This window comes from Pseudomonas sp. USTB-Z (assembly GCF_019691255.1).
Taxonomy (GTDB): Bacteria; Pseudomonadota; Gammaproteobacteria; order Pseudomonadales; family Pseudomonadaceae; genus Aquipseudomonas; species Aquipseudomonas alloputida.
Genome location: NZ_JAECZP010000007.1, coordinates 136,638 through 158,886, shown reverse-complemented (window position 1 = coordinate 158,886; position 22,249 = coordinate 136,638). Strand labels below are relative to the sequence as shown.

The following is a 22,249-nucleotide window of genomic DNA, read 5'->3' as shown; positions in this document are numbered from 1 at the left end:
AACCGGCAATGAGTGCCTGACGCAGTGACGCAAGCCAGCGTTCATGCCCTTTCGAGCCTGACAGCCGGCACCGTCACCGGTACAATCGGTCTCTTTGCCGCAACGCTTGGAGTGCAATCTCCCGTGTCAGTTCTGCGCCTACCGCAAATGTCGGCCACGGCCGGCAAACAAACCTGGGGCAACCTGCCCGGTGCCGCCCTCAGCCTTGCCATCGCCGAAGCCGCCAGCAGCGCTGGCCGCTTCACCTTGCTGCTGACGGCCGACAGCCAGGCCGCCGACCGTCTGGAGCAGGAGCTGCGCTTCTTTGCCCCAGACCTGCCAGTGCTGCCGTTCCCCGATTGGGAAACCCTGCCCTACGACCTGTTCTCGCCGCACCAGGACATCATCTCCCAGCGCATCGCCAGCCTGTACCGCCTGCCGGAGCTGAGCCACGGCATCCTCGTGGTGCCGATCACCACCGCCCTGCACCGCCTGGCACCCACGCGTTTTCTGCTGGGCAGCAGCCTGGTGCTGGATGTGGGCCAGACGATCGACGTGGAACAGATGCGCCTGCGCCTGGAGGCCAGCGGCTACCGTTGTGTCGACACCGTCTACGAGCATGGCGAGTTCGCCGTGCGCGGCGCGCTGATCGACCTGTTCCCGATGGGCAGCAAACTGCCCTATCGCATCGACCTGTTCGATAACGAGATCGAAACGCTGCGCACCTTCGACCCCGAGACCCAGCGCTCGATCGACAAGGTGGATTCGGTGCGCCTGCTGCCGGCACGCGAATTCCCGATGCAGAAGGAAGAAGTGACCCGCTTCAAGGCACGCTTTCGCGAGCGCTTCGACGTCGACTTCCGCCGCAGTGCAATCTTCCAGGACCTGGCCAGCGGCATCATCCCCGCCGGTATCGAGTACTACCTGCCGCTGTTCTTCGAAGAAACCTCGACCCTGTTCGACTACCTGCCGACCGACACCCAGGTGTTCTCGCTACCCGGTGTGGAACAGGCCGCCGAGCACTTCTGGAACGACGTGCGCGGGCGCTATGAAGACCGCCGCGGCGACCTCAGCCGGCCGCTGTTGCCGCCGGCCGAGCTGTTCCTGCCGGTGGAAGATTGCTTCGCCCGGCTCAAGCAGTGGCCCCGGGTGGTGGTCAGCAGCGAAGCGCTGGAGCCTGGCGTGGGCCGCGAGCGCTTCCCGGCGCGCGCCCTGCCCAACCTGGCCATCGAGGCCAAGGCCAACCAGCCGCTGGCCGAGCTGGCCAACTTCCTCGACCAGTTCCCCGGCCGCGTGCTCTTCACCGCCGAATCAGCGGGCCGCCGGGAAGTGCTGCTGGAACTGCTCGAACGGCTGAAGCTGCGCCCGCATACCGTCGAAGGCTGGGACGATTTCATTACCGGTGCCGAGCGCCTGGCGATCACCATCGCCCCGCTGGACGACGGCCTGCTGCTGGACGATCCAGGGCTGGCCCTGATTGCCGAAAGCCCACTGTTCGGCCAGCGAGTGATGCAGCGCCGGCGCCGTGACAAGCGCGGCGAAACCGCCAACGACGCGGTCATCAAGAACCTCACCGAGCTGCGCGAAGGTGCGCCGGTGGTGCACATCGACCATGGCGTCGGGCGCTACCTGGGCCTGGCCACGCTGGAAATCGACGGCCAGGCCGCCGAATTCCTGACGCTGGAATACGCCGAGAACGCCAAGCTGTATGTGCCGGTGGCCAACCTGCACCTGATCGCCCGCTACACCGGCAGCGACGACGCCCTGGCTCCGTTGCACCGGCTGGGTTCGGAGGCCTGGCAGAAAGCCAAGCGCAAGGCCGCCGAACAGGTCCGCGACGTGGCCGCCGAACTGCTCGACATCTATGCCCGCCGCGCCGCGCGCAAGGGCTACGCGTTTGCCGACCCGTCCGCCGACTACGCCACTTTCAGCGCCGGCTTCCCGTTCGAGGAAACCCCGGACCAGCAGGCCGCCATCGAGGCCGTGCGCGCCGACATGCTGGCACCCAAGCCAATGGACCGCCTGGTCTGCGGCGACGTGGGCTTCGGCAAGACCGAAGTGGCCATGCGCGCGGCGTTCATCGCCGTGCACAGTGGCCGCCAGGTGGCCGTACTGGTGCCCACCACCCTGCTTGCCCAGCAGCATTACAACAGCTTCCGCGACCGCTTTGCCGACTGGCCCGTGACCGTGGAAGTGATGAGCCGCTTCAAATCGGCCAAGGAAGTGGCCGCCGCCGCCGCGGACCTTGCCGAAGGCAAGATCGACATTCTCATCGGCACCCACAAGCTGCTGCAGGACGACGTACGCTTCAAAGACCTGGGCCTGGCCATCATCGATGAAGAGCACCGCTTTGGCGTGCGCCAGAAAGAACAGCTGAAGGCGCTGCGCAGCGAGGTCGATATCCTCACCCTGACCGCCACGCCGATTCCGCGCACGCTGAACATGGCGGTGGCGGGCATGCGCGACCTGTCGATCATCGCCACGCCGCCAGCACGCCGCCTGTCGGTGCGCACCTTCGTCATGGAACAGAACAAGAGCACGGTCAAGGAGGCGCTGCTGCGCGAACTGTTGCGCGGTGGCCAGGTGTATTACCTGCACAACGATGTGAAAACCATCGAAAAATGCGCCGCCGACCTTGCCGAGCTGGTGCCCGAGGCACGCATCGGCATCGGCCACGGGCAAATGCGCGAACGCGAGCTGGAACAGGTGATGAGCGATTTCTACCACAAGCGTTTCAACGTGCTGGTGGCCTCGACCATTATCGAAACCGGTATCGACGTGCCCAGCGCCAACACGATCGTCATCGAGCGCGCCGACAAGTTCGGCCTGGCCCAGCTGCACCAGCTGCGTGGCCGGGTTGGCCGTAGTCACCACCAGGCCTACGCCTACCTGCTCACACCTACCCGTCAGAAGGTGAGCGCCGACGCCGAAAAGCGCCTGGAGGCGATCGCCAACACGCAAGACCTTGGCGCAGGCTTTGTGCTGGCCACCAACGACCTGGAAATCCGCGGTGCCGGCGAGCTGCTGGGCGAAGGCCAGAGCGGGCAGATCCAGGCAGTGGGCTTCACCCTGTACATGGAAATGCTCGAACGTGCGGTCAAGGCAATCCGAAAAGGTACCCAGCCGAACCTTGAGCAACCCCTGGGTGGCGGCCCGGAGATCAACCTGCGCCTGCCGGCACTGATCCCCGAGGACTACCTGCCTGACGTGCATGCGCGCCTGATCCTGTACAAACGCATTGCCTCGGCTGCCGACGAAGAAGGCCTCAAGGACTTGCAGGTCGAGATGATCGACCGCTTCGGCTTGCTGCCAGAGCCGACCAAGAACCTGATGCGCCTGACGTCACTCAAGCTGCACGCGGAAAAGCTCGGCATCAAGAAAGTCGATGCGGGGCCCAACGGTGGCAAGCTCGAGTTCGAAGCCGAAACACCGGTCGACCCACTGACCCTGATCAAGCTGATCCAGGGTCAACCCAAACGCTACAAGTTCGAAGGCGCCACCCAGTTCCGCTTCCTGGTACCGATGGAACGCCCCGACGAACGTTTCAATACCCTGGAGGCGCTGTTCGAGCGCCTGACCCCACAGCCTGCCTAAGGAAGACTCATGCGTGCCATCCGTTGCCTGACCCTGCTGCTGGCGCTGTTCGCCCCAGCCGCCTTCGCTGAAGGCTTGTATCAGGTAGAAATGATTCTGGTGCGGCAGAACAGCGTGCCCGCCTTCACCAGCCCGTTCGCCCCCGAAGACTGGAGCGCTGGCGCCCCACGCCTGGCGAAAGACGCCGAGCGCCGCCCAGCACTGGAAGATGAAGCCACCCGCCTGGAAGCCACCGCCGACTACACCGTGCTGATGCACAAGGCCTGGCAACAGCAGGTGGGCAACGCACCCAGCCGCATCGCCCTGGGCGAAGGCACCGAACAGTTCGGGCACTTCCCTATCGAAGGCAACCTGAGCATCGCTGAAGGCCGCTTCATCACCGTCGAGGCCAACTTCTGGGTCAACCAGCTGGATGGCAACGGCAACGTGCTGCAAAGCGAGCAGTTCAGGCAGAGCAACAGCAACGTCAAGGGCGGCCAGCTGACCTTTCTCGACGGCGGGCACCTGGCGGTGCTGCTGAAGGTGACCCCACCGGGTACACCGAAAATGCCGGTGATGGACCCGGAGATGATGGAGCAGTAAGCCCATGAAGGACGATGCCGCCGAAATGGTGAACGCCTATCCGAACTGGATTCAATCGTTCAGCAAAGCTGCCCTGCAGCGCGGTGAGCGCTATGCCGAGGAAGGCAGGGCCGAACTGGAAGGCATTCATGGGCCAACCATAACGGCCAGTTGCCAGGGGAGCGGCAACAACCACTACCGGCAACACATCAAGTTGCACGTAGCGGGCGGCCGGTGCCATGTGCGCGGTGACTGCGATTGCCCGGTACGGCAAAACTGCAAGCATTGCGCCGCTGTACTTTTCTGCGTCAGCGAGCGCTTTTCCAGCCGTAAGGACACGCAAGCCAACCCGGGCACCTTGTCCGCCGAACTGCAGCACTGGTTGAGCGGCCTGGAGCAGGCCCCACCCAAAGCCGACGCGACCGAAGACAAACGCGGGCGCATGGTGTGCTATCAGCTGCAGCTCACCGACGATGCGGGCTGCGCCCTGCTTGTGCGCAAGGGCACGCGAACGGAGGACGGCATCCGCTTCAGCCGCGTCCAGTCCCTTTACGATTTCCTCTACGAGCCACCGCGCTTCGTAACAGACGAAGACATCCGCATTCTGCGCCTGCTCTCGGCCCTGAATCAGGGCGGCGGCCAGGATCGCGGCTACCGACTGAAGGGCCATGAAGGTGGCGAGCTGTTCCAGCGCGCCCTCGAAACCGGGCGGATGTTCTTCGACACCGACCTCCCCCTGCTTCATGAAGGCCCGGTGCGCCACGCCGAGTTTCGCTGGGTACGCCTGGACAACGGAAATTACCGGGGGCGGTGGTACAGCGGCGAAGCGATGCTGCGCTGCGTCATCCCGCTGCTGCCGCTTTACTACCTGGACCTGCCGACCCGTGAAGTGGGCAAGGTCGAGCACAGCCTGGATCCCCACGTCGCCGTGCAGCTGACTATCGCACCCGATGTGCCGGAACACCTGGTCGTACCCCTGAGCCACAAGCTCAATGCCCTCAGCCACAAGGTGCCGACCCCGACGCAAGTGCAGGAGCAGTTGCTCGATAACATACAGCCAAAACCCCTTCTTGCTCTCGGCAGCCTTGAATACACCGCCTACATGCCGAAAACCGGTCGCATGCAACGGCAAATGCAACACCGCGCCGCATTGGCGTTCGATTATGACGGCTTGCAGGCCAGCGGCACCGACGAAAAGCCGCTGACCCGCCTGGCAGGCAGCACCAGCCAGCGCATTCGCCGACAGACTCAAGCCGAGCAGGCGCTGCGCAAGGTGCTGCGCGATTTCGGCTTCAAGCCCGCCACACGGCAGAGCAAGGCCCTACCCGACAGCGCCGGCGAAATGCACCAGTTGCCTGACGACGAAGCCTGGCTGCGTTTTGCCCGCGAAGGCCTGCCGCGCCTGCGCGAAGCCGGCTGGGACATCGATATTCACCGCGACTTCGCCTTCAACCTGCAGGAGGTGGACGACTGGTATGCGACCATCGACGAAGCGCCTGGCCATGAATGGTTCGACCTGGAACTCGGCATCGTGGTCGATGGCCAGCGCCACAGCCTGCTGCCGATCGTGTTGCACCTGCTGCGCAGCAGCCCAGAGCTGCTACGCCCTAGCGAACTGGCCCGGCGCAGCGATGATGAACATCTGCTGATCGACCTCAATCGCGGCCGTCTCGATGCCCCGGCTTTGCGCGTCGCCCTGCCCTACGGCCGCATCAAGGCAGTCATGGGTACCCTGGGCGAGCTCTACCTGCACGAGGACACGGCAGGCCCTTCCCTGCGCATGGAGCGCGCCGACGCCGCGCGCCTGAACGAAATCGAAGGCCTGCCCCTGCACTGGGAAGGTGGCGAGCACGTACGCGATCTGGGCCGGCGCCTGCGCGATGCCCGGGACCTGCAGGTAGAACCACCCACAGGGCTGCAGGCCAGCTTGCGCCCCTATCAGCAGCAAGGCTTGAACTGGCTGCAGGCCCTGCGCGAGATGGGTACCGGCGGTATCCTCGGCGACGACATGGGCCTGGGCAAGACCCTGCAGGCCTTGGCCCATCTGCTGCTGGAGAAACAGTCCGGACGCCTGAGTGCACCGGCCCTGGCAGTCATGCCGACCAGCCTCATACCCAACTGGCTGGACGAAGCCCAGCGCTTCGCCCCCGACCTGCGCGTCCTGGCACTGCATGGGCCGGGGCGCAGCAAGTACTTCACCAAACTCCATGAGTACGATCTGGTCCTGACCACTTACGCCTTGATGCCACGCGACCTGGAACAGCTGCGCCCCCAGGCCTGGCACATGCTGATACTGGACGAGGCGCAAAACATCAAGAGCAGCAGCAGCAAGGCTGCCCTCGCCGTCTGCGAGCTACAGGCCGGGCAGCGCCTGTGCCTGACCGGCACGCCAATGGAAAACAACCTGGGCGAACTGTGGTCGATCTTCCACTTCCTGATGCCCGGCTGGCTGGGCGACCTGAAGCGCTTCAACCAGGATTACCGCAACCCGATCGAGCGCCACGGTGACAGCGAGCGCATGGCCCACCTGGCCAGCCGCATCCGGCCGTTCCTGCTGCGCCGCACCAAGGAGCAGGTGGCCACAGAACTGCCGGCCAAGACCGAGATGGTGCACTGGGTCGAGCTCAGTGATGCCCAGCGCGATACGTACGAAGCCGTGCGAGTGGCCATGGACCAGAAAGTCCGCGACGAAATCGCCCGCAATGGCGCCGCACGCAGCCAGATCGTGATCCTCGATGCGCTGCTCAAGCTGCGCCAGGTGTGCTGTGACCTGCGCCTGGTCAAGGGGGTAGAAAGCAAAGGCAACCAGGCCGACAAGGGCAAGCTGGGTGCGCTGCTGGAGATGCTCGAAGAACTGCTCAGCGAAGGGCGCCGGGTGTTGTTGTTCTCACAGTTCACCTCGATGCTGGCGTTGATCGAGCAGGAGCTCGAGAAGCGCAAAATCCGCTACAGCTTGCTGACCGGTGACACTCGTGACCGTCGCACGCCAGTGCAGCAGTTCCAGCAAGGTGAAAGCGAAGTGTTCCTGATCAGCCTCAAGGCAGGGGGCGTAGGCTTGAACCTGACGGCGGCGGACACCGTGATCCACTTCGACCCCTGGTGGAACCCGGCCAGCGAAAACCAAGCTACCGACCGTGCCTACCGCATCGGCCAGGACAAGCCGGTGTTCGTGTTCAAGCTGATTACCCGGGGTACGGTGGAAGAGAAGATCCAGTTGTTGCAGCAGGAAAAGGCTGCATTGGCGGCCAGCCTGCTGGACGGCGGGCAGGCTGGGCAATGGCGGCTTGGCGATGAAGAAATCGAGGCCCTGTTTGCGCCATTGCCTGGAAAGCGCGGGCGGTAGACCAAAAGCGGATACAGCCTGTGCGGGCCTCTTCGCGGGCAAGCCCGCGCCTACACACGCATCGGTGATTCGGCACAGGCCGTCGTAGGAGCGGGTTTACCCGCGAAGAGGCCGGACCTGCTGGCCAATTACCACCCGCCGTTCACCGTTGCCGCCGCCACCAAATTCGCGGGTAAACCCGCGCCTACAGGCACGCATCGGTGGTTCGGCACAGGTCGCCGTAGGAGCGGGTTTACCCGCGAAGAGGCCGGACCTGCTGGCCAATTACAACCCGCCGTTCACCGTTGCCGCCGCCACCAAATTCGCGGGTAAACCCGCGCCTACAAGCATGAGATGCGGTACCTGTGAGCGCGAACAGGCCAGCGCAGTCAATCGACCAGCTGAGCTTCCCTCAACGCCCCCAACGCCTCCAGCCAGCGCGGCTGCTGGCGATAATCGGTCCGCGCAAACCCTTGCCCACGCATCCGGGCAATCCGCGGCGATGGCTTGACCTTCATGCGCTGCGCCGCACTCAGCGCCAGCTCCGCCGCCGCCCGGTCATTGCACACCAGGCCCATATCACAACCGGCGCTCAGCGCCGCCTCGATACGGCTGGCCGCGTCGCCAACCACATGCGCACCAGCCATCGACAGGTCATCACTGAAAATCACCCCATCAAAGCCCAGCTCGCCACGCAGGATGTCCTGCAACCAACGCCGCGAGAAGCCAGCGGGCTGGTTGTCAACCTGCGGGTAGATGACATGCGCCGGCATCACTGCCGCCAGTTGCCCACTCAGGCGGGTAAACGGCACCAGGTCGGCCTGGCGCAGTTGTTCCAGGCTGCGCTCATCGGTGGGGATGGCCACATGCGAATCGGCTTCGGCCCAGCCATGCCCTGGGAAATGCTTGCCACACGCGGCCATACCTGCCGCATTCATGCCACGGATGAACGCGCCGGCCAGTCGCGTTGCACGCAGCGGGTCACCCTCGAAGGCGCGGCTGCCCACCACGGCGCTACGCTGGTGGTCCAGGTCGAGCACCGGAGCAAAGCTGAGGTCCAGGCCAACCGCCAGTACCTCGGTCGCCATCAGCCAGCCGCACTGCTCAGCCAGGTACTCGGCATTGTCGTTATCGGCCAGCGCACGCATGGCCGGCAGGCGCACAAAGCCCTGGCGCAGACGCTGTACGCGACCACCTTCCTGGTCCACTGCCAGGATCAGTTCGGGGCGAATGGCGCGGATGGACGCGCACAGTTCGCGCACCTGGCGCGGGCTATCGATATTACGGGCGAAGATGATCAGGCCAGCCACTTCCGGCTGGCGAAGCAGTTGACGGTCTTCGGCGGTCAGCCATTTACCGGCGATATCCACCATCAGGGAGCCTTGCAGGCTGACAGTCATGGGTAATCCTTCATTGAAGACAGAGAGAAGCCCACCGGGGGGCAGCAGACACCGGCAGACACGCGCTGTTGGCCACCGGCGAAGCCATAAAGGCGCTGGTCAGCAAGGGAAATGTGAAGTAGATCGAGATAGGGCATGGGCGCTAGCTTAGCGGAAGCGCCCCGCCACGCCCAGCCTTCAGGCCTTGGCTGTAGCCGAACTGGTCTTGGTTCGCGGACGCAGCTGCGCAGTGGCCATCGCCTCGTCGGTTACACCGCTGTCAGCGCGCATGCCTGCCGCCAGGAACGGCACCATCAGGCGCATCACCTGCTCGATCGAGGTATTGATGCCGAAGTCAGTCTCGGCAATCGCCCGCAAGGCCTTGATACCGGACATGCTGAAGGCCGCGGCACCCAGCATGAAGTGCACACGCCAGAACAGTTCCAGTGGCGGAATGCGTGGCGCAGCCTCGTTCACCAGCAGCATGTAGCGGCGGAACACCTTGCCGTACATGTCTTCCAGATAGCGCCGCAGGTGACCCTGGCTCTGGCTGAACGCCAGACCCAGCAGGCGCATGAAGATCGACAGGTCGTTGTTGCTACGCGGCTGCACGGCCAGCGCCTGCTCCACGAGCATTTCCAGCAGTTCTTCAAGGCTGGGCTTTTGCTCCGGCTTGGCCTGGCGGCGCTCCAGCTCACGCTCGAGACTGGCGCAGAATGGGCCGAGGAAACGGGAAAAAACAGCCTGGATCAGCGCCTTCTTGGAGCCGAAATGATAGTTGACTGCCGCCAGGTTGACCCCGGCCTTGCTGGTAATCAGCCGCAACGAGGTTTCGGCGAACCCCCTTTCCGCGAACAGCTGCTCGGCAGCATCGAGAATGCGTTCAACGGTTTCCGATTGGGCCATGACTACTCCGACTACTCCGTCAGACAAACAGGTGTTTGAAACATACGTTTCAGCCCTGCTTCTGTCAAGGCTCGGTGACTGGGCGGTCGCCATTTAAAAGCGCCAGCCGGCCCACTGCAAGCGCCACCTCTTCTGTTTATTGCGGCTTTTGGCTTGCAGCGCACTCAGTACTGTATATAATCCCAGTCACTGTACAAAAAGACAGAGCGCTTACCATGTTGAAACTGACGCCACGCCAAGCCGAAATTCTCGCGTTCATCAAGCGCTGCCTGGAAGACAACGGCTTCCCGCCTACCCGCGCCGAGATTGCTCAGGAGCTGGGCTTCAAGTCGCCCAATGCCGCCGAGGAGCACCTCAAGGCCCTTGCCCGCAAGGGCGCGATCGAAATGACGCCGGGCGCTTCCCGCGGCATCCGCATCCCTGGCCTGGAAGCCAAGGCCGAAGAAACCGGCCTGCCCATCATCGGCCGGGTCGCTGCCGGTGCGCCGATTCTTGCCGAACAGCACATCGAGCAATCCTGCAACATCAACCCTGCCTTCTTCCACCCCCAAGCCGACTATTTGCTGCGCGTACACGGCATGAGCATGAAGGACGTCGGCATCTTCGACGGTGACCTGCTGGCGGTGCACACCTGCCGTGAAGCCCGTAACGGCCAGATCGTGGTAGCGCGTATCGGCGACGAAGTGACCGTCAAGCGCTTCAAGCGCGAAGGCAGCAAAGTCTGGCTGCTTGCCGAAAACCCCGAATTCGCCCCCATCGAAGTCGACCTGAAAGAACAGGAGCTGGTGATCGAGGGCTTGAGCGTCGGCGTCATTCGCCGCTGATCCAGGAGGCGTCATGCAGCAGTTCATTCACGCACCCGAGCAAGCCCAGTTGCCCCTGTTCGAAGCATTCCTCGCTCAGCCCGTGCTGCCTGGTTTGAAAGCCAGGGAACCGGCGCGCAAGAGCAGTCAGCCCGAGCTGTTCAGCGAACTGTCGCTGCGCGGTGCCCCTGGCCACTGCCAAAGCCTGCTGGCACCCGTGCTGCGCGAACTGAGCGAAGAGGACGAGGCCCGCTGGCTGACCTTGATCGCCCCACCGCCAAGCCTGACACAGGCCTGGCTGCGCGATGCCGGGCTCAACCGTGAACGTATTCTGCTGCTGCAACCCCGCAGCAATCAAAGCGCGCTGCAGCTGGCCTGTGAGGCTTTGCGCCTGGGCCTTAGCCACACCGTGGTGAGCTGGCTGGGCAACGTCAATGCCACTGCACGCCAGCAACTGCTACGTGCAGCCAGCGCCGGAAACGCACAAAGCCTGAACATCCGCCTCGGCTGATGTTCAGGCTTTGCCTGTCACTTCAAATAGCCTGATACGCTGCTGCACACTCAGTGCAGCACACGCGGCCCTTCATCACGCTCGAGCTCGCCATCCATCAGGCGACCGGCCATCTGCACGCCCACACTGAGCATGGCCTTGGCCACTTCCACATGCTGACCCTGCAGGAACACCTTGGCGTCTTCCGAGAAATCCAGGGTTACCAGAGAGCCCTCATCCTCGGCGCGACGAAGTTCGATGCGGCCATCAGGCAACTCGACAATTTCCAGAAAAGACGTAGACATAAATGGCAGTTCTCCGCGAAAGGCGATTATTGTACCAGCCGTTGCGGCTATCAGCACTCACTCAACGCGTCACGGAAACGTCTCACCAAACTTTTAAGGTCATTGCGCCAGCTTTCCAGCTCGGCACGCGACAGCGCTGGATGCTCAGGCTCATCAAGATTGACAGCTTGAATCAGGGGTTGGGTAACGTCGGTTTTCGGCGCTTTTCTGGCGACCGGTGGTCGGAACAAATCGGCATAAGCACCGAGCATTTGCGCCAGCCAGGTTTCCCGCTGGCGGGCCAGTTCCAGCAACTCGGCCACTTCCGGGATGGCGATACCGTTCAGGGCATCGTCGGCCAGGGCTTGCTCCACCGTTGCGACGACCGGCAGGCGATAGAAGCCCCCGATTTCATGGCACAGCCCCAACAGAGCGCCATACAGGTGGAACAGCGCCGACTCGCGCTCAGCCTGAACCAGGCCTTGGGCATTCATGGCCTGGCTTTGTTCAGCCTTGGCCATGGACTCGAGGGCGAGGCCGGCGAAGAACAGTTTCTGGTTGGTGCGGGTGTAGAGTTCCTGGGCCACTTCAGTGCCCTCCCATAAGGCTACAAGGCGGATATCTGCATCATAAATGATTGGGGCCGCTTTGCGCCCCTTCGCGGGCTTGCCTGCTCTCACCAGTACAGCGCCACATTCAAGGGCGGCGCGATACCTGTGGGAGCGGGCAGGCCCGCGAAGGGCCGCAAAGCGGCCCCACATTACAGCACCGATGGATCAGCGCTTGTCTTCAACCTTCCAGGCATTGCCGTCGTAAAACGCCTTCCAGCCGGTCGGCTTGCCATCGACCTCGGACTGCACGTACTGCTCCTTGGTCTTGCGGCTGTAGCGAATCACCGCCGGGCGGCCATCCGGGTCTTTCTGCGGCGCATCGCACAGGAAGTGGTACTTCGGGTCGATCTCATGCTTGTGCGGCACGATCTCCAGCACCAGCGGCGCACGGGTTTCGCGGTTCTTGGGGAACTGGCTGGCAGCCAGGAACAACCCAGAAGCACCGTCGCGCAGCACGTAGGTATCGTCGACCTTCTCGCACTTGAGCTCCGGCATGTCCACCTTGTCCATCTTCGGTGGCGCCGCCTCGCCGCTCTTGAGCAGCTTGCGGGTGTTCTTGCATGCCGGGTTGGTGCAGCCGAAGAACTTGCCGAAACGGCCGGTCTTCAATTGCATCTCGCTACCGCACTTGTCGCACTCCAGGCTCGGCCCTTCGTAACCCTTGATGCGGTAGTTGCCTTCCTCGATCTCGTAACCGACACAATCCGGGTTGTTACCGCAGATGTGCAGTTTGTGTTTCTCGTCCAGCAGGTAGGCGTCCATCGCGGTGGCGCAGATCGGGCAACGGTGCTTGCCCAGCAGTACGCGCGACTCCGACTCGCCCTCGTCGTCAGCGGCAATCTCGTCGCCCGGCACCAGGTTGACGGTAGCCTTGCAGCGCTCTTTCGGCGGCAGGCTGTAGCCAGAGCAGCCCAGGAACACACCCGTAGAAGCGGTGCGAATCATCATCGGCCGACCACATTCCTTGCATGGAATGTTGGTCATGGTCGGCTGGTTGGCGCGCATGCCGTCTTCGCTGGACTCGGCAGTCTGCAGCTTTTTGCTGAAATCGCCGTAGAACTCGTCGAGCACGTTCTTCCAGTCACGCTCGCCCTGGGCCACGTCGTCGAGGTTCTCTTCCATGTCGGCGGTAAAGCCGTAGTCCATCAGGTTGGAGAAGCTCTCCGACAAGCGCTCGGTGACGATGTCGCCCATCTTCTCGGAGTAGAAGCGGCGGTTGTGCAGCGTCACATAGCCACGGTCCTGGATGGTGGAAATGATCGCCGCGTAGGTCGATGGGCGGCCAATGCCGCGCTTTTCCATTTCCTTGACCAGGCTGGCTTCGGTAAAGCGTGCAGGCGGCTTGGTAAAGTGCTGGCTCGGGTCGATCTGGATCAGTTTCAGCGCTTCACCCTGAACCATCTCTGGCAGCACGTCGTCTTCGCCCGGCTTGCTCTGCTGTGGCAGCACACGGGTGTAGCCGTCGAACTTGAGGATGCGGCCCTTGGCACGCAGCTCGAAATCGCCGGCAGCGACGGTAACACTGGTGGACAGGTACTGCGCTGGCGGCATCTGGCACGCCAGGAACTGGCGCCAGATCAGCTCGTACAGGCGCTCGGCGTCACGCTCCATGCCGCTGAGCTTGGTCGGGTGGGTATTCACGTCAGAAGGCCGAATCGCTTCGTGCGCCTCCTGGGCGCCCTCCTTGCTGCCGTAAACCAGTGGCGCCTCCGGCAGGTACTGCTTGCCGAACTCCCGCTCGATGTAGCTGCGTGCCATATCCAGGGCGTCAGCCGACAGGTTGGTCGAGTCGGTACGCATGTAGGTGATGTAACCCGCTTCGTACAAGCGCTGGGCCATCATCATGGTTTTCTTCACACCGAAGCCCAGGCGGTTACTGGCCGCTTGCTGCAAGGTGGACGTAATGAACGGTGCCGATGGCTTGCTGCTGGTCGGGCGGTCTTCGCGCTTGACCACGCTGTAACTGGAAGCCTTGAGCTTTTCCAGTGCAGCCATGGCCTGAGCTTCGTTCAGCGGCTTGAAGGCCTCGCCCTTCTCGCGCGCCACCTCGAAACGCACCTTGGCGTTCTTGGCGGTGCCGAGGTCGGCGTGGATCTCCCAATACTCTTCCGGGATGAACGCGCGGATCTCACGCTCTCGCTCAACCACCAGCTTCACCGCTACCGACTGCACACGGCCAGCGGACAGGCCACGGGCAATCTTGGCCCACAGCAGCGGCGAAACCATGTAACCGACCACGCGGTCGAGGAAACGCCGCGCCTGCTGGGCGTTGACCCGGTCGATGTCCAGCTCGCCTGGCTGCGAGAACGCTTCCTGAATGGCCTTCTTGGTAATTTCGTTGAACACCACGCGCTTGTAGCGGGTGTCGTCACCCCCGATGGCCTCGCGCAGGTGCCAGGCAATGGCTTCCCCTTCGCGGTCCAAGTCGGTTGCGAGATAGATGGTGTCGGCATCCTTGGCCAGGCGGCGCAGCTCTTCGATCACCTTTTCCTTGCCAGGCAGGATCTCGTACTTGGCCTTCCAGCCATGGTCGGGGTCGACGCCCATGCGTGCCACCAGCTGGCGGCGGGCCTTCTCTTTCGGCGAAAGCGCCGGAGCCTCACCCGCAGCCTTGCCACGCTTGGCGGCCGGCTCTTTGCTCGCGCTGGCCGAACCGCTGGTGGGGAGGTCTCGGATATGGCCGATACTCGACTTCACCACGTACTGGTTGCCCAGGTACTTGTTGATGGTCTTGGCCTTGGCCGGGGATTCCACAATGACCAGCGATTTGCCCATGGATCGGAGTATTCCTGAATCTGAAGATAAAAAACGCGCCAAGTGCCAGACGCGGCACCGCTATATATAGTGGCAAAAGTGTGAGGTCAAGCTCGGACGATCACGCGTGCGACTTGCCCAGCAACCCGGGCAGCCCCTCTTCGGCCTTGACCAAAGCAAAGCGTGGCACCTGCTCGCCGTCAAATTCGACGGACTCCTGGAACATCGAAAGGGGACGTACCCAGAAGCTGTAATCACCATACAGGCATTGGTAGAACACCATCCACTCTTCGGTTTCGGAGTGCCGCGCAACACTGAAGACACGGTACTCAGGCCCTTTGTAATGCCGGTATACGCCTGGTTGTATCTGCATGTTGCACACCTCCTGAAGAAAACCTGAAAAAACAAAACCGGGGCACTAGGCCCCGGCTGCTGTCCCGCTACGCGATCAGACGCGTTCGAAGACAGTGGTGATACCTTGGCCCAGGCCGACGCACATGGTCGCAACACCCAGCGTACCGCCATTTTGCTTCATGACGTTGAGCAGGGTGCCGGAAATCCGCGCCCCGGAGCAACCGAACGGATGGCCCAAAGCAATGGCGCCGCCGTGCAGGTTAACCTTCTCATCCATCTTGTCGAGCACTTTCAAGTCTTTCAGCACGGGCAGGGCCTGTGCAGCGAAGGCTTCGTTGAGCTCGATGAAGTCGATATCGGCCATGGTCAGGCCGGCACGCTTGAGGGCTTTCTGGGTCGATGGCACCGGGCCGTAGCCCATGATTGCGGGGTCGACACCGGCCACTGCCATCGAACGGATCACCGCCAATGGCTGGATACCGAGGTCCATGGCACGCTGACCGGACATGACGATCATGCACGAGGCGCCGTCGGTGATCTGCGACGAGGTACCGGCCGTGACCGTACCGCCTTTCGGGTTGAACGCAGGCTTCAGCGATGCCAGGCCTTCGAGGGTGGTTTCCGGGCGAATGGTTTCGTCGAAATCGAACACCTTCAGGAAGCCGTTCTCGTCGTAGCCCTGCATCGGGATGATCTCGTCCTTGAACTTGCCCTCGACCGTGGCCTTGTGGGCCAGCTGGTGCGAACGCAAGCCGAACAGGTCCTGCTGCTCACGGGTGATGCCGTGCATCTTGCCGAGCATTTCTGCAGTCAGGCCCATCATCCCGGAAGCCTTGGCGGCATGCAAGGACAGGTGCGGGTTGGGGTCGACGCCGTGCATCATGCTGACGTGGCCCATGTGCTCCACGCCACCGACCACGAACACATCACCGTTACCGGTCATGATCGCCTGGGCGGCCGTGTGCAGCGCGCTCATGGACGAGCCGCACAGGCGGCTGACGGTCTGCGCCGCGGAAGTGTGCGGGATCTGGGTCATCAGCGAGGCCATGCGGGCGATGTTCCAGCCCTGCTCCAGGGTCTGGTTGACGCAGCCCCAGATCACGTCCTCGACTTCTTTCGGGTCAACCTTGCCGTTGCGTTCCAGCAGCTTGCTGATCAGGTGCGCCGACATGTCTTCGGCGCGGGTGTTGCGGTGCATGCCACCCTTGGAGCGGCCCATTGGCGTGCGACCGAAGTCGACAATCACCACGTCTCTTGGATTCAGGCTCATATCAAATCTCTCGCTCTAGCTCGTTGACCGCTCAGTTGAAGAAGCGCTGGCCGTTCTTGGCCATTTCACGCAGCTTGGCGGTCGGGTGGTACAGCGGCCCCAGGTCGGCATACTGATCGGCCAGGGCGACGAATTCGGCCACACCGATCGAGTCGATGTAACGCAGCGCACCACCGCGGAAGGGAGGGAAACCAATGCCGTAGACCAGGCCCATGTCGGCTTCGGCAGCGGTTTCGACGATGCCGTCTTCCAGGCAACGCACGGTCTCCAGGCACAGCGGGACCATCATCCAGTTGATGATGTCTTCGTCAGTGACTTCACGCTGCTCGAACACGATCGGTTTGAGCACGTCGAGCACGGTGGCATCGAAGACCTTCTTCGGTTTGCCGCGCTTGTCGGTTTCGTAGGCGTAAAAGCCCTTGCCGTTCTTCTGGCCCAGGCGGTTGGACTCGTACAACGCGTCGACTGCCGAGCGGCGCTCGTCCTTCATGCGATCCGGGAAGCCTTCGGCCATGACGTCACGGCCGTGGTGGCCGGTGTCGATGCCGACCACGTCCATCAAGTAGGCTGGCCCCATCGGCCAGCCGAACTTCTCCATGACCTTGTCGATGCGCACAAAGTCGACACCGGCGCTGACCAGCTTGGCAAAACCGCCAAAGTACGGGAACAGCACGCGGTTGACCAAAAAGCCCGGGCAGTCGTTGACCACAATCGGGTTCTTGCCCATTTTCTTGGCGTAGGCCACGGTGGTGGCGACCGCCACGTCACTGGACTTCTCACCACGGATCACTTCCACCAGCGGCATCATGTGCACCGGGTTGAAGAAGTGCATGCCGACGAAGTTTTCCGGGCGCTTGAGCGCCTTGGCCAGCAGGTTGATAGAGATGGTAGAGGTGTTGGAAGCGAGGATCGCATCGTCCTTCACCTGGCCTTCCACTTCTGCCAGTACCGCTTGCTTGACCTTCGGGTTCTCGACCACTGCCTCGACGACGATGTCGACATTGGCAAAATCGCCATAGGACAGGGTCGGTCGAATGGCGTTGAGGGCCTCGGCCATCTTGGCCGGGGTCAGGCGGCCCTTCTCGACGCGGTTGCCAAGCAGCTTGGAGGCCTCGTTCAGACCCAGCTGAATGGCTTCCTCGCGGATGTCCTTCATCAGGATCGGCGTACCTTTGACCGCCGATTGGTAGGCGATACCGCCGCCCATGATGCCGGCGCCGAGCACGGCGGCCTGCTTCACGTCGTGGGCGATCTCGTCATGCGCCTTGGCCTTGCGCTTGAGTTCCTGATCGTTGAGGAACAAGCCGATCAGGCTCTCGGCGACCGAGGTCTTGGCCAGCTTGGCAAAGCCTGCGGCTTCGACTTCCAGGGCCTTGTCGCGACCGAAGTTGGCGGCTTTCTGGATGCTCTTGATCGCTTCTACCGGGGCCGGGTAGTTCGGGCCGGCCTGGCCAGCGACGAAGCCCTTGGCAGTCTCGAAGGCCATCATCTGCTCGATGGCATTGAGCTTGAGCTTTTCCAGCTTCGGCTGGCGCTTGGCCTTGTAGTCCAGCTCGCCACTGATGGCACGCTTGATCAGGTCGAGGGCACCGGCCAGCAGCAGCTCAGGGGCGACCACGGCGTCGACGGCCCCCACTTTCAGGGCGTCTTCGGCACGGTTTTCCTTGCCGGCGGCGATCCACTCGATGGCGTTGTCCGAGCCGATCAGGCGCGGCAGGCGCACGGTACCGCCAAAGCCCGGGTAGATACCCAGCTTGACTTCCGGCAGGCCGATCCTGGCGCTGGTGGACATGACCCGGTAGTCGGCCGCCAGGCACATTTCCAGGCCGCCGCCCAGCGCGATGCCGTTGATGGCGGCAACGGTCGGCACTTCGAGGTCTTCAAAGGCGTTGAAGATGCGATTGGCTTCCAGGTTGCCAGCGACCAGTTCGGCCTCAGGCAGCTTGAAGTTGTCGACGAACTCGGTGATGTCGGCGCCGACGATGAACACGTCCTTGCCACTGCTGACGATCACGCCTTTGACCGAGGCATCGGCCTGGATGGCATCGACGGCCTGGCGCAGCTCGTTCAGGGTAAGGCGGTTGAACTTGTTGACGGACTCACCCTTGAGGTCGAACTTGAGCTCGACGATGCCACTTTCAAGAGCCTTAACCGTGATGGCTTTACCTTCGTAAATCATCAACTGATCTCCACGATATGGAAGCTGAACTGTACACGCCGATCGCTGCAGCAGAAGCAGGCCTAAGCTGCCTTGCCCCAGGCACACCCGTCAGCGCGCTAGTCGGAAGTATGGCTTGGCGTCATGACATACAAACGCTCAATTCATACGCCCGTTTGATTTGGGTGTGCACACATTCTCCGAAAAGATGGGCGTTGTCAAATGCTCACGAGCACGGCGAAAACGCGACTTTCCAGTCATTTTCTATCGTCCGGGTACAAAACATGATGACAGTGATCGCCGGTCATTCATGTCAGCGATTGACCACAAGCATTGGCTGACTGCTTTGCGCTTGCGCGGCGAGCCAGGGCGACTACACTGGCACTTGCTTGAATGAATAACCCGGCCTGCCTGGCCTTTTCTGCGCAGCAGAACGCAAAGCGGCGACTTGGCACCCCACCCCTTCAGGGTTATGCCGAGCCGCCGCTTTGTCGTTACAGAACAGATTGACCCGCCTGGATGCCCCCGTAGGAGCGGGTTTACCCGCGAAGCAGGCACCGCGGAGTTTGGCACCGGCTCTGCCAGTGTTCGCAGATGAATCCGCGCCTACAGGGGTCGCGCATGGGCGGCGCTCAAGCCAAGGTTTCGAGGGCGTAGGCAACATCCTGCAACACAGCAGTATCGCCACGTTCGGTCCAGTAAAGGGCAATCATCCGCGCATCGGCCTCGACCTTGTATACACTCGCCGGCAAGCGCGACAAGGCGCCCATGAAGCGTGGGTCTTCGCAGGGCTCGCGCCACTGGTTCCACCACACCCCGGGGCTGACCTGCCAGAAGCTGAAGCTGTCCTCATGCCCACGGCGCCGGGCTCTGTGATACTGCGGGCAAGGGCTTGGCGGCTCCTTTTCCAGCCAGTGCGGCCACTGCTGCGGCGCCAGTTGCATGGCCAACCCCATGCGCCGCGCCTCCAGGCGCAACTTCATCTGCTCGCTCTGCTTGCGCGAGCTGCGCAGCCAGGAAAGCGGACTGAGAATCAGCGCAAGGATTGACACCACCAGCAATACCATCATATCAGTAGTTCCCATAAAGCGTTGCAAATGAGCTGGTTAGCCATTTTTCACGGTAGACCCGCCCTAAAGCGACCATACTTCTTCTATCGCGATTGTCAGGAGTACCGCTCATGCAATACGAACATTTGTTGGTCGCCGTCGACCTGACCGAAGAATGCGACCCGGTGATCAAGCGCGCCATGGCGCTGGCAGAGCCTTCGAATGCCAAGGTATCCCTGGTGCACATCGTCGAGCCGATGGCCATGGCCTTCGGCGGTGACGTACCGATGGACCTGTCGCAGCTGCAACAGCAGCAGTTCGACCAGGCCAAGGAGCGCATGGACCGCCTGTTCAACAAATACCCGGGAATCAACCGCGGCGACTCGCACCTGACCTACGGCCAGCCTCGCCAGGAAATCCACCAGTTGGCCAAGGACCAGCAGTGCGATCTGATCGTTGTCGGCAGCCATGGCCGTCACGGCCTGGCATTGCTGCTGGGCTCCACGGCCAACGATGTGCTGCACGGTGCGCCGTGTGACGTGCTGGCGGTACGCTTGCTGAAGAAGGATTGACTGGACCTGAACCCGCCTCTTCGCGGGCCAGCCCGCGCCTGCAAGGGTATGGCAATCCCTGCAGGTGCGGCTTTACCCGCGAAGAGGCCGGAACGGGCTAACGCCAATCAGCCTTCCAGCTCAGCCCAGCGCTCCACCAAGACATCCAGCTCGCCCTGCAGCTTCTCGATCCGTGCCAGCACCGCCGAAGTTTCTGCAATCGGCCGCTGATAGAAGCCCGCCGCATTCACTTCTTCCTGGGCTTCAGCCATACGTTGCTCCAGCTCATCGATCTGCCCCGGCAGCATCTCCAGCTCACGCTGCAGCTTGTAGCTCAGCTTCTTCTTCGAAGCGTCTTCCACCACCGGCGCCGCAACAGGCTCAGGCTTGGCCTCGACCTTCTCCACCACCGCGCTGTTGAGCGCAGACTTACCGCCTTTGCTCTCGGTCACACCCAGCAGCTTCGGCGAGCCGCCCTGGCGAATCCAGTCCTCGTAACCGCCCACATACTCACGCACCTTGCCCTCGCCTTCGAACACCAGGGTGCTGGTCACGACGTTGTCGAGGAAGGCCCGGTCGTGGCTGACCATCAGCACGGTGCCCTTGTAGTTGGACAGCACCTCTTCCAGCAGCTCGAGGGTTTCCACGTCCAGGTCGTTGGTCGGTTCGTCAAGCACCAGCAGGTTGGCCGGCTTGCTGAACAGCTTGGCCAGCAGCAACCGTGCACGCTCACCACCCGACAACGCCTTGACCGGCGTACGCGCGCGCTGGGGGCTGAACAGGAAGTCGCCCAGGTAGCTCAGCACGTGGCGGTTCTGGCCATCGATCTCGATGAAATCACGGCCTTCAGCCAGGTTGTCGATTACGGTCTTTTCCAGGTCGAGCTGGTGGCGCATCTGGTCGAAATAGGCCACCTCAAGCTTGGTGCCGCGCTCCACTTTACCCGCAGTGGGCTCAAGGTCGCCCAGCATCATCTTGAGCAACGTGGTCTTGCCAGTGCCGTTTGCGCCCAGCAGACCGATGCGATCCTGCCGCTGCAGGACCATGGAAAAGTCCTTGACCAGCAGGGGGCCGTCCGCGTGATGGAAGCTGACATTCTCCAGCACCATCACCTGCTTGCCGGATTTGTCCGCGGCTTCGATCTGGATGTTGGCCTTGCCCTGTCGTTCACGGCGCTCGCCACGCTCCACACGCAGGGCCTTCAGTGCACGCACGCGGCCTTCGTTGCGGGTACGGCGGGCCTTGATACCCTGGCGGATCCACACTTCTTCCTGGGCCAGGCGCTTGTCGAACAGCGCGTTGGCGGTTTCTTCGGCGGCCAGTGCGGCCTCCTTGTGCACCAGGAAGCTGGCGTAGTCACCGTTCCAGTCGATCAGGCCGCCGCGGTCCAGTTCGAGGATACGGGTGGCCAGGTTCTGCAGGAACGAACGGTCGTGGGTGATGAACAATACCGCGCCGTTGAAGCCACGCAGGGCCTCTTCGAGCCAGGCGATGGCACCGATGTCCAGGTGGTTGGTCGGTTCGTCGAGCAGCAGCAGGTCGGGCTCGGACACCAGCGCCTGGGCCAGCAGTACGCGGCGGCGCCAGCCACCGGAAAGCTCGGCCAGGGTCTTGTCGGCCGGCAGCTGCAGGCGGCTGAGTGTGCTTTCCACCACCTGCTGCAGGCGCCAGCCGTCGCGGGCCTCCAGCTCGTGCTGGACGTGCATGAGTTTTTCCAGGTCTTCATCGCCCTGGATGTTCATGCTCAGGTGGTGGAACTGCGCCAGCAATTCGCCCACGCCGTCCAGACCAGCGGCTACCACGTCGAACACCGTGCGCTCGTCGGCCACCGGCAGCTCCTGTGGCAACTCACCGATCTTCAGGCCAGGGGCACGCCAGATTTCACCGTCGTCGCCCTTCTGCTCGCCCTTGACCAGGCGCAGCATGCTCGACTTGCCGGTGCCGTTGCGGCCGATGATGCACACCCGCTCGCCACGAGCGATCTGCCAGGACACTTTGTCCAGCAGCGGCATGGCGCCGAATGCGAGGGACACATCGCTGAATTTGAGCAGGGTCATGTTCGTCTCCATAAATCGGGCGCGCATTCTACCTGACTTGGCCCCCGACGGCATCCGCCAGGCCAACCGGCGAGCACCTGGCGACATCTGGTCGAACTTAATTTCCCGATACAAGCACAGTGCTTTC

At 62.6% G+C, this 22,249-nt stretch carries 16 protein-coding genes; 6 read left to right on the top strand and 10 right to left on the bottom strand.

Annotation, left to right across the window (positions count from 1 at the left end; genetic code table 11):
- Positions 1-123: 123 nt before the first annotated feature.
- Genes mfd through I8746_RS10805 form a run of 3 tightly spaced genes read left to right on the top strand, consistent with a single transcriptional unit; the run spans position 124 to position 7,477 of the window.
- Positions 124-3,573 carry a transcription-repair coupling factor gene (gene mfd, locus I8746_RS10815; protein ID WP_012053155.1) on the top strand — a complete coding sequence of 1,150 codons (3,450 nt, stop codon included), beginning with the start codon at positions 124-126 and terminating at the stop codon, positions 3,571-3,573.
- Between the two features lie 9 nt (positions 3,574-3,582).
- Positions 3,583-4,155, top strand: a complete 573-nt coding sequence (locus tag I8746_RS10810; protein ID WP_212627878.1) for a CsiV family protein — start codon at positions 3,583-3,585, stop codon at positions 4,153-4,155.
- A gap of 4 nt (positions 4,156-4,159) precedes the next feature.
- A complete protein-coding gene (locus I8746_RS10805) occupies positions 4,160-7,477 on the top strand; it encodes a DEAD/DEAH box helicase (protein WP_221100664.1) in 3,318 nt (1,105 codons plus the stop codon).
- A gap of 368 nt (positions 7,478-7,845) precedes the next feature.
- Here the strand turns inward: I8746_RS10805 and nagZ are convergent, their stop codons facing one another.
- The gene (gene nagZ, locus I8746_RS10800) at positions 7,846-8,844 is read right to left on the bottom strand and encodes a beta-N-acetylhexosaminidase (RefSeq protein WP_178085923.1); all 999 of its coding nucleotides are present in this window, start codon (positions 8,842-8,844) and stop codon (positions 7,846-7,848) included.
- Between the two features lie 189 nt (positions 8,845-9,033).
- Positions 9,034-9,741, bottom strand: a complete 708-nt coding sequence (locus tag I8746_RS10795; protein WP_003248784.1) for a TetR/AcrR family transcriptional regulator — start codon at positions 9,739-9,741, stop codon at positions 9,034-9,036.
- 215 nt (positions 9,742-9,956) lie between these two features.
- On the opposite strand from I8746_RS10795, the gene lexA reads away from it, so the two are divergent.
- Together lexA and sulA are read left to right on the top strand one after the other, a co-directional pair.
- A complete protein-coding gene (lexA, locus tag I8746_RS10790) occupies positions 9,957-10,565 on the top strand; it encodes a transcriptional repressor LexA (protein ID WP_003248781.1) in 609 nt (202 codons plus the stop codon).
- Between the two features lie 13 nt (positions 10,566-10,578).
- Entirely contained in the window at positions 10,579-11,055 is a 477-nt protein-coding gene (gene sulA, locus I8746_RS10785) for an SOS-induced cell division inhibitor SulA (protein ID WP_104962209.1), read from the top strand.
- A 50-nt stretch (positions 11,056-11,105) separates the two neighbouring features.
- On the opposite strand, the gene I8746_RS10780 is transcribed toward sulA, so the two are convergent.
- The 7 genes from I8746_RS10780 to I8746_RS10750 all read right to left on the bottom strand — a co-directional run bounded on the left by I8746_RS10780 (position 11,106) and on the right by I8746_RS10750 (position 19,535).
- Positions 11,106-11,339, bottom strand: coding sequence for a hypothetical protein (locus tag I8746_RS10780; protein ID WP_003248777.1), 234 nt, complete (start codon positions 11,337-11,339; stop codon positions 11,106-11,108).
- Positions 11,340-11,389: 50 nt separating this feature from the next.
- Positions 11,390-11,905, bottom strand: coding sequence for a DUF6586 family protein (locus I8746_RS10775; RefSeq protein WP_003248773.1), 516 nt, complete (start codon positions 11,903-11,905; stop codon positions 11,390-11,392).
- Between the two features lie 189 nt (positions 11,906-12,094).
- Positions 12,095-14,704: a type I DNA topoisomerase gene (gene topA / locus I8746_RS10770; RefSeq protein ID WP_003248770.1), complete on the bottom strand. Its 2,610-nt coding sequence runs from the start codon at positions 14,702-14,704 to the stop codon at positions 12,095-12,097.
- A 100-nt stretch (positions 14,705-14,804) separates the two neighbouring features.
- On the bottom strand, positions 14,805-15,056 hold the full coding sequence (locus I8746_RS10765; protein ID WP_003248769.1) for a DUF1653 domain-containing protein: 252 nt from the start codon (positions 15,054-15,056) through the stop codon (positions 14,805-14,807).
- A 75-nt stretch (positions 15,057-15,131) separates the two neighbouring features.
- Entirely contained in the window at positions 15,132-16,307 is a 1,176-nt protein-coding gene (fadA, locus tag I8746_RS10760; protein ID WP_003248768.1) for an acetyl-CoA C-acyltransferase FadA, read from the bottom strand.
- A 31-nt stretch (positions 16,308-16,338) separates the two neighbouring features.
- A complete protein-coding gene (fadB, locus tag I8746_RS10755; protein ID WP_221100663.1) occupies positions 16,339-18,486 on the bottom strand; it encodes a fatty acid oxidation complex subunit alpha FadB in 2,148 nt (715 codons plus the stop codon).
- A gap of 611 nt (positions 18,487-19,097) precedes the next feature.
- Positions 19,098-19,535 carry a hypothetical protein gene (locus I8746_RS10750; protein ID WP_221100662.1) on the bottom strand — a complete coding sequence of 146 codons (438 nt, stop codon included), beginning with the start codon at positions 19,533-19,535 and terminating at the stop codon, positions 19,098-19,100.
- Between the two features lie 110 nt (positions 19,536-19,645).
- Here I8746_RS10750 and I8746_RS10745 point away from each other — a divergent pair, with 110 nt between their 5' ends.
- On the top strand, positions 19,646-20,086 hold the full coding sequence (locus I8746_RS10745) for a universal stress protein (RefSeq protein ID WP_012053160.1): 441 nt from the start codon (positions 19,646-19,648) through the stop codon (positions 20,084-20,086).
- Positions 20,087-20,193: 107 nt separating this feature from the next.
- Here the strand turns inward: I8746_RS10745 and I8746_RS10740 are convergent, their stop codons facing one another.
- Entirely contained in the window at positions 20,194-22,122 is a 1,929-nt protein-coding gene (locus I8746_RS10740) for an ATP-binding cassette domain-containing protein (protein WP_003248759.1), read from the bottom strand.
- Positions 22,123-22,249: the final 127 nt, after the last annotated feature.

Excerpts from the sequence above, each read along its gene's own strand:
- lexA (WP_003248781.1), top strand. The coding sequence starts at position 9,957 with ATGTTGAAACTGACGCCACGCCAAGCCGAAATTCTCGCGTTCATCAAG.
- I8746_RS10795 (WP_003248784.1), bottom strand. The coding sequence starts at position 9,741 with ATGGCCCAATCGGAAACCGTTGAACGCATTCTCGATGCTGCCGAGCAG.
- I8746_RS10750 (WP_221100662.1), bottom strand. The coding sequence starts at position 19,535 with ATGATGGTATTGCTGGTGGTGTCAATCCTTGCGCTGATTCTCAGTCCG.
- I8746_RS10810 (WP_212627878.1), top strand. The coding sequence starts at position 3,583 with ATGCGTGCCATCCGTTGCCTGACCCTGCTGCTGGCGCTGTTCGCCCCA.
- fadB (WP_221100663.1), bottom strand. The coding sequence starts at position 18,486 with ATGATTTACGAAGGTAAAGCCATCACGGTTAAGGCTCTTGAAAGTGGC.
- I8746_RS10745 (WP_012053160.1), top strand. The coding sequence starts at position 19,646 with ATGCAATACGAACATTTGTTGGTCGCCGTCGACCTGACCGAAGAATGC.
- topA (WP_003248770.1), bottom strand. The coding sequence starts at position 14,704 with ATGGGCAAATCGCTGGTCATTGTGGAATCCCCGGCCAAGGCCAAGACC.
- I8746_RS10780 (WP_003248777.1), bottom strand. The coding sequence starts at position 11,339 with ATGTCTACGTCTTTTCTGGAAATTGTCGAGTTGCCTGATGGCCGCATC.
- fadA (WP_003248768.1), bottom strand. The coding sequence starts at position 16,307 with ATGAGCCTGAATCCAAGAGACGTGGTGATTGTCGACTTCGGTCGCACG.
- sulA (WP_104962209.1), top strand. The coding sequence starts at position 10,579 with ATGCAGCAGTTCATTCACGCACCCGAGCAAGCCCAGTTGCCCCTGTTC.
- I8746_RS10740 (WP_003248759.1), bottom strand. The coding sequence starts at position 22,122 with ATGACCCTGCTCAAATTCAGCGATGTGTCCCTCGCATTCGGCGCCATG.
- I8746_RS10805 (WP_221100664.1), top strand. The coding sequence starts at position 4,160 with ATGAAGGACGATGCCGCCGAAATGGTGAACGCCTATCCGAACTGGATT.
- I8746_RS10765 (WP_003248769.1), bottom strand. The coding sequence starts at position 15,056 with ATGCAGATACAACCAGGCGTATACCGGCATTACAAAGGGCCTGAGTAC.